The sequence below is a fragment of the Pedobacter steynii genome (assembly GCF_001721645.1).
GTDB classification, from domain to species: domain Bacteria; phylum Bacteroidota; class Bacteroidia; order Sphingobacteriales; family Sphingobacteriaceae; genus Pedobacter; species Pedobacter steynii_A.
The window spans coordinates 4,644,854-4,658,267 of sequence record NZ_CP017141.1 but is presented as its reverse complement, the minus strand read 5'-3'; the positions used below and the strand labels follow the sequence as shown (position 1 = coordinate 4,658,267).

Sequence of the window (13,414 nt, the reverse complement as noted above, 5' to 3'; positions counted from 1 at the left end):
TAAATTATGACAATACCAATTATCACCGGACTACTCGCATTGCTCCTGATTGGAGGAATCCTGATTTACAACCAACTGGTAAAAAAGAAAAACCTGATGAAGGAAGGCTGGAGTGGAATTGACGTCTTTCTTAAAAAAAGATATGACCTTATCCCTAATCTGATTGAGGTGGTAAAAGGCTACGTCACACATGAGCAACAACTGATGGAAAACATTACCAGGCAACGCGTCAGCGCCATGCAATCCAGTGGTAATCAGGAAAAAATTATTGCTGAAACAGGACTGACACAATCGATCGGGCAATTGCTGATGGTTGCCGAAAACTATCCTGACTTAAAGGCCAACACCAATTTCCAGCAACTCCAGTCTCAACTGGAGACCATAGAATCAGAAATAGAAATGTCCAGAAGGTATTATAACGGGACGGTCAGAGAAAACAATATCCTTATTGAATCCTTTCCGGCAAATCTTCTTGCCAATGCTTTTAATTTTCAACCGGGCCGTTTCTTTGAAATACAGAACCCCGAGGAGCGTGAAAATAAAAAAGTATCCTTTTAAAGAAACCATGCTATGACCAACAAAAACCTCCGCTACTTCAGTTATCTGCTATTCCTTATTTTTCTTCAATTTTCTCAGTCTTCATTGGCACAGACAGAAAAGATTCTTTCTTTTCATTCCAATATCCGGATTGACACCTCTGGCCTGGTCAGCGTCACTGAGCTGATCAAAGTATACGCCAATGGAGATCAGATCAAAAGAGGGTTGATCAGAACCATCCCCCTTCATCGCAAGGACATTTACGGAACCCGTAAAAAAATGGATTTTTTGGTGGAAAGTGTCTATAAAGATGGTAAAACCGAGCCCTTTTTTACCAAGGAAGAAAATGGCAGCAGGTCAATTTACATGGGAAGCAAAGAGGTTACGCTTGAGCCCGGCATCTATGAATATCAGATCAATTACAGTACCAGGGGACAAGTTGGTTTCTTTAAAGATTATGATGAGCTTTACTGGAATGTGACCGGTAATGAATGGGCCTTTCCTATTGAGGCTGCTTCGGCCAGAATCCAGTTTCCTGTGGGAGCAAAAGCAGGAAATACCGCTTGTTATACCGGGCCTGCCGGCTCTAAAGCTGCAGTTTGCAGTTTCTACAACAGCAGTGATGGCAGCGTTAATTTCAAAGCGGGTCAGCCGCTTGCCCCGGGCGAAGGATTTACCGTTGCTGCAGCTTTCAGTTCCGGGCTGATCAAAAGACCTTCATTTAGCGAGCAGTTGTTTACTGAATATAAAGAAGTAGCCATCACCGCCCTACTTTTAATTGCTCTTGGTGGATATCTCTTCTTTATCTGGCGCCGTTATGGTGTAGATCCGGAAACACCGACCGTCATTCCCAGCTTTAACATTCCCGGAGATCTTTCTCCCGGAGTACTCCGCTACTTCAATAAAAAGAAATCAGACCAGAAGGGCTTTGCCACTTCAATTGTAAACATGGCAGTAAAAAAAGTCATCAGGATCAGTAAAGATGAAGACGGTGAATACCTGCTGGCACGCTCCTCGGGAGATACCGCTCAGCTCAGTTCAGAAGAACAGCAAATCTATAAACACCTTCTCGAGTCGAGGGAAAAGATGACGATTACCAGCGCCAGAAGTAAGGACATCTACGCAGCCAGGACTGCCCATGAAAATGCGGTTAAACTTAAGATTGATTTTAAAAGCTATTTCATTAAACACAGTTCCCATATCCTGAAGGCTGTTATTGCTACGATCATTGCATTCGTTTTATTTATGTATTTCGTTGCCGGAGGTTATCCTTTGGTGCTCCTTTTCTTTGTACCATTTATCGGTGCAGGTGTGTTTTGTATTTATACAGGTATTGCCGGTTTACGCTCCACCTATGGAATATCCTTGTTTCTGGTTCTTTTTGGGTTGGCATTTGCGGGAATTCCCTGCTGGATGCTCTTTCAGTTTGTAGACAAGATGGAGACCAGCAGCCTGGTTTTCATCGGAACTTCTACCCTGATGTTTATTACTTTTATCTACCTGATTAAGGCGCCAACCATTTATGGCACAAGCCTGATGAGTGAAATAGCAGGATTCAAAATGTACCTGGAAACGGCCGAACAGGAACGTCTTAACCTCCTCAACCCACCCGAACTTACCCCGCAGCTTTTTGAGCGGTTTTTACCTTATGCAATGGCTCTTGATGTAGAAAATGCCTGGGGAGCAAAGTTTGAAAAAGCCTTTGACGGAACAGACTACCAGCCGGAATGGTATTCCGGGGAAAGTTTTCCTTACCGGACATTCGGTGCCGGTTTTACACGGCCGCTTAGCCGCGCATTTGAAACAGCAACACCAACTATTTCCAGCTCTTCCTCCGGTTCTTCTTCAGGATCCTCCGGAAGTTCCAGCTGGAGCTCTGGCAGTAGCAGCAGTAGCGGATCTTCCGGTGGCGGCGGCGGAGGTGGTGGTGGTGGCGGCTGGTAAACTATTTACCTGCGCTGATGATCACTATATCCCGTTGAACAGCAGTCCCCAGATTACTCCGGGTATTGTCTTTTTCTTCAATCACTTCGATGATATGAAAACCTGCGGCCTCTAATAGCTGACTTACCATTTGAGGATCATAAAGCTGGAACTCCCATTTCGTAAATGGCAGCTGTTCCATAAATTTTTTATCTGCAAATGTGATGCAGAAACGACCACCAGGCTTCAAAACACGGAAAATTTCTGCTGCATATGCCCTAGGATCTTTCCAGAAATAAAGGGTATTTACTGTGAAAATCTTTTGAAATGTATCGGCAGGAAAATCAAGGTGTTCTCCATCGGATAGTGCAAAAGAAACCTGCCCCGATTCCAGCAATTCAGCATTGATTCTGGATGCTTCAGCAATCATCGTATCCGAAATATCAATCCCGGTATATTCAAGTGCTGTGGCCTGCGCCATCAACAGGCCTACATGGCTCCCATTTCCCTGTCCGATTTCCAACACTTTTTCTCCACTACCCAGCTTCAAACTGCTGATGGTTCTGTTAATCATATTTTCATTGGAAGCTGCCATCCGTTCGCCTGTCTTTTTTCCGGCTTCACCGCTTGGCGAGCTCAGTTGACTCGCAACTTCCTTCAATTCTTCGTCATTCCATTCTTTTTCCATCTTTATATATTAGTTTTCTCCTGTATTTGTTACTTAATAACTGTAAATCTCCACAAAATATGAAAAGGAAGGATACAATTATTCAACACAAAGATTAACTTTGACACTGTAAAAACAGAGGATACACTACAATGATATTTGCACTAGTCGCCATTAATACCTTAATATTTATTTTTCTTTCTTTCTTACACATTTACTGGGTTTGCGGTGGAACCTGGGCCTTAAAAAATGCCATACCAGTCAGAACCAGCGAAGAGCAGGCCATAAAACCCGGCAAATTCGGAACCGTTATCGTAGCAGCGGGGTTGGCTTTATTTGCATTTATTACACTCGCTAATATTGGAATCGTTGACCACCTGATCGACAGAAGATACATACACATTGCAACTTATGTAATTGCAGGAATATTTGGCCTTCGCGCAATCGGGGATTTCAAATATATTGGATTGATGAAAAGCATTAAGGGGACCAGTTTTGCAAAAGAAGACACCAGAACTTATGTACCACTTTGCCTGGTGCTTTCCCTGTTCAGTTTATCTATTCCCCTCATGACCTGCGGGCAGTAGTTTACCACCAGAATCCCTGTACTTTTACGGCACCGTCAAAATCAGGTAAATTCCGGATTATTTTCTTCAGTTCTACCACCATCGGTACATTCCCGGCAATGTATACTGCATTGCTGCCCCATTGTTGTTCCTTCAGCCAGTTGTGCAGGTTATCAATATTGCTGTTCAGCTGTTGAGGAATGGCTTCCAGCAGGGTGTCGAAATAACTGGCAAACTCCCTGCGGTGACTTTCTTCTTTGATCACTAGCGCACCACTCACATTCCCCTTGCCTGCCAGTTGTTCCAGAGCAAGAAAATGTCCGACACAGGAGCTGTCGCCAAGACATACAATTCGTTTACCATCCACTGGCCTGGCATTGGTTCCGGCTATTCCAAGGTAACAGATCTGATCGCCTTTTCTCAAACTGGAAACCCATCTGCTGCCCTCTCCGTCGTGGGCCGCGTCAATATATAAAGTACAGGTACCGGTCTCTTCATCCCAGCTCGCGGGGGTATAATCCCGGTAAACATATTCGGCTACCTTTGTTTTCATGTGCTGAACAGAAGTCCATTTACTCATGTCCACACCGGGAAGGTGTAAATCTACTTCGTAAAAAGTGGAAGGACTCCAGCTTCTGACTTCCAAAACCGTCCCGCTTTTAGCCAACTGCCGTTCGATCAGTTGCAGCGCTTTCTTTTTTAGCATATTCATTCCCATATCATTTTGTATTCCCTACAAAGCAACAGCAAAAAGACAGGAACAACAATGCAGGATAAAAGGTAATTATTGGACGATTAGCGGTAAGCTCTTCTAAACTTACCGGCAGAGATGCCCGAAAACTTGGTGAATAACCTGGAAAAGTAAGTATGGTCTGCAAAGCCCAATGAAAAAGCAATCTCCTTCATACTGAGATCAGTATAATATAAAAGGCGCTTCGCTTCCAGAATAATTTCATGATGGATCCAATAGCTCACCGGGAATCCCGTATTGGACTTAACAACTTCGTTGAGATAAGTTAGAGAGATGTTCAGCATCGCCGCATATTCAGCCGGCCCTTTTACCCTTTTAAAATGATCGAGCAGCATACTTCTGAATTGCCGTGTCAGTTGTAAAGGCCTGGAGTTCAGCAATTCATTTTTAGGATTATTCAACAGGTAAGCTTCTGAAAATATCCCGATAAAAGAAGAAAGCAGGGAATGTACAATCTGTTTGCTCAAAGGCTGGTCGATTTTCTGAAAACGTTGATACACCAGCTGGATGCACTGTCTAAATTCGTCTTTCCTGACCGGGTCCAGTAATAGCGCCTGCTGTTGCAGCACCACGTGCTCCAGAATCTGACGGTATTCTTCTGCAACCAGCAGGGTTTCCACCGCAATAAACCAACCCGAAGAAAGCTCAGTATCCAGAATATGGTGCACTTGTCCGGGGACAATGTATAATAGCATACAACCACTAATAGAAATGGTCTTAAAATCGAGCATCAGCTCTGTATTTCCCTCTTCCTGAAAGATAAAAATATAATGATCGTCCCGATGTGCGCCTAATAATGATGCACGTTCGTTACTCACGCTCTCGAAATAAATCATTTCCAGACCTGAGCCGGTGCGTTCGGACATTTTATGTACAGGGATGTGTTGTTTCAAGTTCCGGTCGGGTAATTTTAAGTGTTTCAAAGTAAGGTAAAGATTCAGAAAAATGAAAATACTAAGGGATTAAAGAAGCGATGATCTGAATTCCTCTTTCCAATTCTTCTTCATCCAGATCCGCATAGCCGAGCCGAAGGGCATTCAGGGCTTTTCCGTTAAAGGAGAATCTTTCTGTCGAGATCACCTGAACACCATGTTTCAATAATGACTCAGATAAGGCAGCGGTATCTACCGGTGTTTTGAATTTTAACCAAAAGGCCAGGCCACCTTCAGGAAGGTGATAATCCGCTTTTTCTTTCAAATATTTATCCAGGTGTTTACTCATCGATGCCCTTCTTTCCCTATACACTCCCAATGCCCGTTTTGCATGTTTATTGACTGTTCCTTCTTCCATCAATTCGGCCACTGCATTTTCCATCACCGGATCTCCCTGACGATCGATCGTCATCCTCAATGCAGCCAACGCATCAATAAAACGCTCCGGGCCGGCTACATATCCTACTCTGACTGCCGGCGCAATGAGTTTACTCAAAGAACTGATATAAATTACATTCTGCGCATTATCATAACTCGCAAGAGGCAACAGGCTCCTCATTCCAAAATGATAATCGTGGTCATAATCATCCTCAATGATCGCAAATCCATATTTATTAGCCAGTTCCAGCAATCTCAATCTACGGTCGGCTTTCATACTTACCGTAGTCGGAAACTGATGGTGTGGCGTGACGTACACCGCTTTAACCGTCTTATTCCTACACAGCTCTTCCAGTTCCGGGATGCAAATTCCCTGCTCATCTACCTCCACCGGTATCAATTTAGCCCCTGCATGTTCAAAAGCTTCGAAAGCTGGGCGGAATCCTGGTGTTTCCACAACGACAATATCACCGGGCTTAATCAATATCTGAGCACTGAGGTACAGCGCCATCTGGCTCCCCCTGGTGACGCAAATCTGATTAATATCAAAACTTACCCCCCGGTCCATCCTGAGCATCGTAGAAATGGCGGTCCGCAACCGCTCCTCTCCCCTTTCATTGGCATAACCCAACATCCTCCATCTCGCCTTTTGCTGAAAAATCCGTTTATAAGCCCGTGCTAATTCATCCAATGGGGCCAGCTTAACATCAGGCAATCCGTCGTTAAACACAATTAATGGAACCTCAGCACTCACACTTGCCGGCATGCCGGAACCAAATGCAGTAAAGGAGAAGTTCTTCACAGAAGAAATGCTTTCTTCATTTCTCTGCCTCCGTCTTTCCTTTTGTTTTGGCAGCTTTTCTGAAACAAAAGTCCCTTTCTTATAGGCTGTTTCCAACCAGCCTTCCGCGATCAGTTCTTCATAGGCCAGGACTACTGTTTTACGGTTTACACCGATATCAGCAGCCAGGATCCTGCTTCCGGGCAGGGACATTCCCGGTTTTAACCTTCCTTTTCTGATCTCTCCGATAATTCCATCGGCAATCTGCTGAAAAACAGCCTTATGACTCCCCAATTCGATGTTCAATATGGTTTTCCAAGGTCTCAGCATCTGGCCCATTAGTTTAAGTAAAAACTGGATGATTTCAATCCTCCAAAAATACGCAAAATCTGTCCTGTCAAAAGGAATTGACATTTAATAATTTTTATCACCATTAAAAAAACGACCTGCACAAGGCACAGGACATTTTTTATCAGCAATTGAATTTATTAAAATATATTCTGGCTAAGGGACTTCCAAGAGCGATCAAATCGGGTCTGGAGATTCTGGGCGAAGAAGGTGGCGAACTAAGAGGGCCGTTAAAGCCCCTGAACATTCAGGAAGTAAATGAACTCGCTACCTTACTAAATGAAGTTAAAAAACTGGGTTAGGAAATGTTGTCCCTTTTTGTCACATGATCTGCAAGCTCGTAACCGCCTGACTCTCCTTTATCATCCAGGAAGAGCAACACGATCAGAGAAATGATTGGAATCAGAAAGGAGATAAAAAACCAGAAGAAGAAACTCCTTCCCATACTTTTAGCAAGAATTCCAGCCACGGTCTGTGGAATTAGTAAAACACATATCAGGAGTAATTCGGGCATATTTGAAACACGTAATCCTCAAGGGAACGCGTGTTTCAAATATAACAATTCAGAGCTGAAATATAAAAATCAATGATCATAGCTGATGACTCTCGTCATTTTCCATATCCCTTCTTTATGTTCCCAAACCTGAACAAATTTAAAAATCCCGATCTCTTCTTTACCATTTTCCATATGGGTAAACTGATGTACTCCCACTTCTATCGCTCCATAATCTTTAAGCGGATAGACTTCAGGCGTTCCGATCAATGTTCTTTTTAAGGGAGAGCGGCTATTGCTCGCAAACATATTTTTAAAACTCTCCATTGTTTGCTGGTAATTCGTCACCTTACCTCCATCGTTGTAAAATTCTACATTCTCCGCAAAGACACTTCCCAGTGTTTTCAGATCCTGTGTATTAAATGCATCAAAACAAACACTGTCCATATGCAGTATAGTCTGATACAACTTAAGATCTTTGATTACATACGCTTTCCCTTGTGCTTTCAGTCCTGAACCCAGGATCAGATTACAAAAAAGCAACGTTGTTGCTGCAATAAGGTAAATGGATGTTGTTTTCATACGATAATTTAGTTAAGTTCATTTCATTCTGCTTTAAGACATTTGATCGGATCCACATTTGCTGCCTTTATGGATTGTACAGCCACTGTTAGCCAGGATATCAGTAAGGCCAGCAAGCCGGCAGCCACAAAATACCAGACTTGCAGTTCAATTCTATAAGCAAAAGTGTTGAGCCAGTATTTGGTCATGATGTAACTCAGTGGAAGGGCGATTATGATTGCTCCGATTACCGGCCTGGTGAAATCTTTTGATAAGATCATAATGATACTCAATTCAGAAGCTCCCAATACTTTTCTGATGCCAATCTCTTTCAACCTTCTCTCTGCCGTAAATGTGGCCAGTCCGAACAAACCCAGACAGGAAATGATGATCGCAAGTGCAGAAAAATAACGGGATAGTATAGCCACCCTGTTCTCAGATACATATTGCGACTGAAAATCCTGGTCCAGAAACCTGTAATCCAGCACAAAACCTGGATTGAAGCGCTTATAAAACTGCTGAAGATCTCCTACCGTCTGCTTTTCCATTCCGGCTTTGACCTTAATCATGACCCTGGTTAACTCATTAGGTTCATACCTGAAGAACATCGGCTTCACCTCCTGACGCAGAGACTCAAAATTAAAATCTTTCAGCACACCAACAATCTGATAATCTTTACCCCATAGTGTAAAGATTTTGCCCACTGGATTTTTCAGGCCCGTCACCTTTATCCCCGCTTCATTGAGGATAATTTTAGCACTATCAGATCCATATTGATCCGAAAAGCTGCGGCCGGCAGCCATTTTCATACCCAGTGTTTCAATTAATCCACTTCCAATTTTGCCTTTTTGGAACTTGATGGTTTCCTTTGGATTACGCCCCTCCCAACTGAAATCGCCTACGGTTGCGCTCAGGTCACCCAGAAAATTACGATCTATTCCTGCAGCATTCAATACTCCCGGAATTTTCTTTACCTCCGACAAAAAGGAATTTATATTTCCTTTTACCCGGCCTTCCGTTTCAAAATACAGTACATTATCCTTTTTAAAACCCGGACTTTTAGTCTGCACAAATTCTATTTGTTTATAGATCACAAAAACAGATACAATCAGTACCACAGAAAGGGTAAACTGAAATACCACCAAACCTCTCCGGGTCCATAATTCGCTTAAAGTAGAGCCCAATTTCCCTTTTAAAGCTGCCGCAGGATTAAATCCGGAAAGGTACAAGGCCGGATAACTACCAGACAACAATCCCGTAAACAAGGCTATTCCCAGAAATGTCAGTACCAGGTTCAGGTTAAGATGAAGCGATAAATGCTTATCAGTGATCAGGTTAAATTGCGGCATAAAAAGCTCTACGCCTAATAATGCCAGGAATAAGGCCAGAAATGTCAGCAATACAGATTCCGACATATATTGCAGGATCAATGACTTTCTGCTTGCTCCCATTACTTTCTTAATCCCGACTTCTTTCATCCTTCTGGAAGCTTTAGCCGTAGATAAATTCATAAAATTGATACAGGCAATCAGCAGTATAAACACAGCGATTAAAGAAAACAATTGTACATAATCGATTCTTCCTCCGGTCATCACTCCATTCTCATATTTCCCATATAGGTAACCATCAGCATAAGGCCTGATCAATAACTCCCGGTAAAGCTGGCCCTTTCCCACCATATAATTTTTAATTTTCTTAGCAAACTGATCAGGATCCGCGCCCTCCTTTAAAACCACAAAGGTATTGGGCCCATGGTTGCCCCATTTTTGATAGTTGGAGTTGGCAAGCAAAAACTCCAGTGGAACAAGAAAATCAAAATGGTCTGAAGAATTAGCAGGAGTATTTTTAAAAACTCCGGAGATCAACACATGATTTTCATTTTTCAGTTCAGCATTCCTCCAGGTCATTTCCTTTCCAACCACATCTGTAGTATGGAATAACTTCTCCGCCAGTTCTTCCGAAATGGCTATTTTATTAACCCCCGTAAGGACCTGGTCTATATTTCCCGAAATCAGGGGATAAGAAAACACTTTCAGAAAGTCTTTGCCGGCAAATCTACCTGCTACTTTTATTGCCGGATTATTCCCGGTATAGGCCCTGCTTTCTTCCAGCCAATAGGTGGGCGAAGCCGTCACCGCCATGGCTACTTCCGGCATCTCTTTCGCCAGGGATTCACCAAGCAAGCCCGAAGTGGCATCTACGGTATTAATTCCTGCTACCGTCTTTTCATTTTCCATCACCTGGTAAAGCCTGCTGTTATTGGCGTGAAACCTATCCATACCCAGCTCATCTGCAACCCAGAGGTAAATCATCAGGGCGCAACACAGACCGGCAGAAAGCCCAAACAGGTTGATTAAGAATGAGCTCTTATATTTTTTGAAGTTCCTGTAAATCAGCAACAGATGATGTTGAAACATAATGATAATTCTTTTATCCTCTAATGCCAATCTACATGCCAAGGCTAAAAAACCACCATCAATGTAAAAAGAAACCTCCTTTAAAACCCTGATGTTCACATTCGGACAGCAACACTGTTCAGATCCGGACAGTCGCCATTCTCCTGCTCAGGGGTCCCTATGATCTTTTACTTTGATTTTCTTTTGCTTGGTTAAAAGCTTCCGAGGCTCCTCTCGGAATGGATAAAGAAGTCCAGTTGTCCGAGCACAACATTTTACCTATAAATACAATTTGTCCGATATGGTAAGGATAATGTGCCAGCTGCCGATTAACCGCTTCAGTAACAGAATGGGTTTCATGACGAATCAGGATTTCTTTAGCAAGGTCCTCTTCTTTTAAACCATAGATCACATCCAGAAAACATTTCCATCCGGCATTCCAGCGTTCCAGCAAATCTACCCTTGATTTCAAATCATTCTCAAATTCTGAATCCCGGTTCCGGTCTTTCTTCTCTCCGTCTGCAGTAAAAAAATCAGTCCACCTGGAGATCATATTTCCCGACAGGTGCTTCACAATGGTGGCGATGCTATTGCTTTGAGCATCATATTGCCAGAACAATTGTTCGTCAGAGAGCTGCGCAATGGTTTTCTCGCCCAATGCCTTATAATATTCCAGTTGCTGTTTAACGCTGTCCAGATAGTCTTTTGCCATCGGATAAAATTATAGAATTATTTAGCCAAAATCATCTTTTTATTTCTGCTGATCAACATCCAGGCGAACAGTGCTCCTGTTAATGCCATTACTGTACCCACCCATACCGGTGAGGTGTAGTCATAACCCGCAGCCAGCGGCAGGCCTCCCAGAAATGCACCCAATGCATTTCCGATATTGAAACTCGCCTGACTTACCGAGGCCGCAATCATTTCAGAACCTTTGGCGGTATTGATCATCAGCATTTGAATCGGGGCAGCCAGTGCAAAGGCAACCGCACCTGTGATAAAGGTCATCACCAGGGAAAGAATCTGATTTTCGGAGATATAGTGGACGATAAATAAAGTGATGGCCATCGCGATCAGTAAAGAAACGGAAGCTTTTGCCGGAGAAAACCGGTCTGCCAGTTTCCCTCCAATAAAGTTTCCAACCAGCATTCCCAGACCTGCAAGAACCAGGATATAGGTAATTGAATCCGGAGAAAAACCAGATACATCCGTCAATAGTGGTGCAATGTAACTATACCAGGAGAATAATCCACCTGTACCAATGGCAATCATCAGGATGATCAGCCAGGCTTCAGGAAGCTTAAAAAAAGCGAGTTCTTTCTTTAAATCCCGGTCTTTGGTAGCCGGAAGATTAGGCATCCAGAGTTTAAGACTTAAAAGGGTAATCAAACCAACGATGACAATAATCACGAAAGTATACCTCCAGGAATAATGGTGTCCGATATAAGTTCCCAGAGGGACACCGATCACATTGGCGATCGTTAAACCGGCAAACATCAATGAAACCGCCTGTGCTTCCTTCCCTTTTCCGGCAATCCTGCTGGCTACAACAGAACCTACGCCAAAGAAAGCACCATGCGGAAGCCCGGCCAGAAAACGGGCAGCGAGCATCATATGATAGTCCGGCGAAAAAGCAGAAAGGGCATTAAATGCCGTAAACATGATCATCAAAGCCAGGAGGATCTTTTTAGGAGGATAACTCCCCGCAATCGCAACCAGCAAGGGGGCACCTACTACCACGCCTAAAGCATAAGAGGAAATCAGGTGTCCTGCCTGAGGGATGGTGATGTTCAGGTCTTTGGCAATATCCGGCAGTAAGCCCATCATGACAAATTCAGTGATGCCAATACCGAGTCCGCCGAGAGTTAAAGTGAGTAAACTTTTCTTCATAATCCGCTAATAGTTAGTGTAAAAAATACACCGCGCAAATTTAGCAAAATTAAACAGTCACATTCGTCGTACTTAGGTCATATCGAACTGGCACCGGAGCTGGTTTCTTTTTCTTTTTTCTTTTCTTCCACCAGATGATAAATCCGGTTACCGGTAAGCTTGCAGAGATCAGACTCGCGATGCAGGCAATGATTTTACCAAACCAGCCAAAGAGCTGTCCGGTATGAAGGTCGTAATTGGTTGCCTCCACCAAATCCGCTTTATTGAATTCTTTATACAACTTGTAGCGCAGCATTTGCCCACTGGCCTCCTCAAAAAAGAAAGTATTTTGATTTCTCGCCCAGCGATAGGGATACATCGTTCTCAACCTTAATTCCCCATTTTTTCTGATGGATATTGAAGTCGAGCTTACCCCCGGGTATTGATGCAATATGGATTGATACATTTCATTGTAGCGGACTGCTATTGGCTCCTGTTTATCCTTTCCGGTTGCTACAGCAGCTTTTTTCCCATCTCCAAGTTTTGATCCGGTAAAAAAGCTAACTCCTGTTTTCACTTCCTTAAACGCGAAATACAATCCGGATAAAGAGACCACGATTAAAATCCCGGAAGCATAAAAGCCAAGCACATTATGAAGGTCATAATTTACCCTTTTAAAAGAGGCCTTCCATTTCACAGAGATCGATTGCTTTACTAAACGCATCTGGTTCGGGAACCATAAAACCAGTCCCGTAACCAACATGAGGACAAAGATCACCACCGACCAGCGTTGAATAAATTTTCCTGTTTCTCCCATTAGCAGGGTCATGTGTATGTCCAGAACAACACTCAACCAGTCGGCACCGCCTTTATTCACCAGTTGTCCATCATAAGGATTAAAATAATACACCTTTTTCTTCTTGCTGGTAATGGATACTGTAGCATTCGGTTCAGATTCCGTCAGTCTGATCACGCTTATTTTTTCTTTCGGGGCAAGCTGTTCAAAGTTCCTGATGATCTGATCCAGGCCTGTAAAAGGCTTTTGCTGCACCGGTACATACAGGTATTCCTTTTGTGTGAGATCCCTGATTTCTTCTTCAAAAACATACAGGCAACCGGTAACACTGATGATAAACACCACTAGCCCGGTACCTAAACCGAGCCAGAGGTGTATTTGCCTTATTGCGTTTTTAAATGCTTTCATATGTTGGG

General features: G+C 43.3%; 14 protein-coding genes. 4 read left to right on the top strand and 10 right to left on the bottom strand.

The window, feature by feature from the left end; genetic code table 11:
• Positions 1-6: 6 nt before the first annotated feature.
• Together BFS30_RS19255 and BFS30_RS19250 are read left to right on the top strand one after the other, a co-directional pair.
• Entirely contained in the window at positions 7-558 is a 552-nt protein-coding gene (locus BFS30_RS19255; RefSeq protein WP_069380780.1) for a LemA family protein, read from the top strand.
• A 12-nt stretch (positions 559-570) separates the two neighbouring features.
• Complete coding sequence (locus BFS30_RS19250) at positions 571-2,481, top strand: DUF2207 domain-containing protein (RefSeq protein WP_069380779.1); 1,911 nt, start codon at positions 571-573, stop codon at positions 2,479-2,481.
• A gap of 1 nt (position 2,482) precedes the next feature.
• Here the strand turns inward: BFS30_RS19250 and BFS30_RS19245 are convergent, their stop codons facing one another.
• The gene (locus tag BFS30_RS19245) at positions 2,483-3,148 is read right to left on the bottom strand and encodes a class I SAM-dependent methyltransferase (protein ID WP_069380778.1); all 666 of its coding nucleotides are present in this window, start codon (positions 3,146-3,148) and stop codon (positions 2,483-2,485) included.
• Positions 3,149-3,279: 131 nt separating this feature from the next.
• Between BFS30_RS19245 and BFS30_RS19240 the strand changes: the two genes are divergently transcribed.
• Positions 3,280-3,714, top strand: a complete 435-nt coding sequence (locus BFS30_RS19240; RefSeq protein ID WP_069380777.1) for a DUF3995 domain-containing protein — start codon at positions 3,280-3,282, stop codon at positions 3,712-3,714.
• Between the two features lies 1 nt (position 3,715).
• On the opposite strand, the gene BFS30_RS19235 is transcribed toward BFS30_RS19240, so the two are convergent.
• From BFS30_RS19235 to BFS30_RS19225, 3 genes are all read right to left on the bottom strand, one after another.
• Positions 3,716-4,405, bottom strand: coding sequence for an FAD-binding oxidoreductase (locus tag BFS30_RS19235; protein ID WP_167353169.1), 690 nt, complete (start codon positions 4,403-4,405; stop codon positions 3,716-3,718).
• 83 nt (positions 4,406-4,488) lie between these two features.
• Entirely contained in the window at positions 4,489-5,337 is an 849-nt protein-coding gene (locus BFS30_RS19230) for an AraC family transcriptional regulator (protein WP_157262966.1), read from the bottom strand.
• Positions 5,338-5,398: 61 nt separating this feature from the next.
• Positions 5,399-6,949, bottom strand: a complete 1,551-nt coding sequence (locus BFS30_RS19225; RefSeq protein WP_083252118.1) for a PLP-dependent aminotransferase family protein — start codon at positions 6,947-6,949, stop codon at positions 5,399-5,401.
• A gap of 65 nt (positions 6,950-7,014) precedes the next feature.
• Between BFS30_RS19225 and BFS30_RS27790 the strand changes: the two genes are divergently transcribed.
• Positions 7,015-7,185 (top strand): hypothetical protein, encoded by a 171-nt coding sequence (locus tag BFS30_RS27790; RefSeq protein ID WP_208602987.1) that lies wholly within the window; start codon positions 7,015-7,017, stop codon positions 7,183-7,185.
• On the opposite strand, the gene BFS30_RS19220 is transcribed toward BFS30_RS27790, so the two are convergent.
• The 6 genes from BFS30_RS19220 to BFS30_RS19195 all read right to left on the bottom strand — a co-directional run bounded on the left by BFS30_RS19220 (position 7,182) and on the right by BFS30_RS19195 (position 13,406).
• Positions 7,182-7,397 (bottom strand): hypothetical protein, encoded by a 216-nt coding sequence (locus tag BFS30_RS19220; RefSeq protein WP_069380774.1) that lies wholly within the window; start codon positions 7,395-7,397, stop codon positions 7,182-7,184. The two genes, BFS30_RS27790 and BFS30_RS19220, sit on opposite strands and share 4 nt — an antisense overlap.
• A gap of 69 nt (positions 7,398-7,466) precedes the next feature.
• The gene (locus BFS30_RS19215; RefSeq protein WP_069380773.1) at positions 7,467-7,958 is read right to left on the bottom strand and encodes a nuclear transport factor 2 family protein; all 492 of its coding nucleotides are present in this window, start codon (positions 7,956-7,958) and stop codon (positions 7,467-7,469) included.
• A 23-nt stretch (positions 7,959-7,981) separates the two neighbouring features.
• Positions 7,982-10,354 carry an ABC transporter permease gene (locus BFS30_RS19210; protein WP_069382537.1) on the bottom strand — a complete coding sequence of 791 codons (2,373 nt, stop codon included), beginning with the start codon at positions 10,352-10,354 and terminating at the stop codon, positions 7,982-7,984.
• 157 nt (positions 10,355-10,511) lie between these two features.
• Positions 10,512-11,045, bottom strand: coding sequence for a DUF1572 family protein (locus tag BFS30_RS19205; RefSeq protein WP_069380772.1), 534 nt, complete (start codon positions 11,043-11,045; stop codon positions 10,512-10,514).
• 17 nt (positions 11,046-11,062) lie between these two features.
• Positions 11,063-12,223: an MFS transporter gene (locus BFS30_RS19200; protein ID WP_069380771.1), complete on the bottom strand. Its 1,161-nt coding sequence runs from the start codon at positions 12,221-12,223 to the stop codon at positions 11,063-11,065.
• A 49-nt stretch (positions 12,224-12,272) separates the two neighbouring features.
• Positions 12,273-13,406, bottom strand: coding sequence for a PepSY-associated TM helix domain-containing protein (locus BFS30_RS19195; protein ID WP_069380770.1), 1,134 nt, complete (start codon positions 13,404-13,406; stop codon positions 12,273-12,275).
• Between the last annotated feature and the right edge of the window lie 8 nt (positions 13,407-13,414).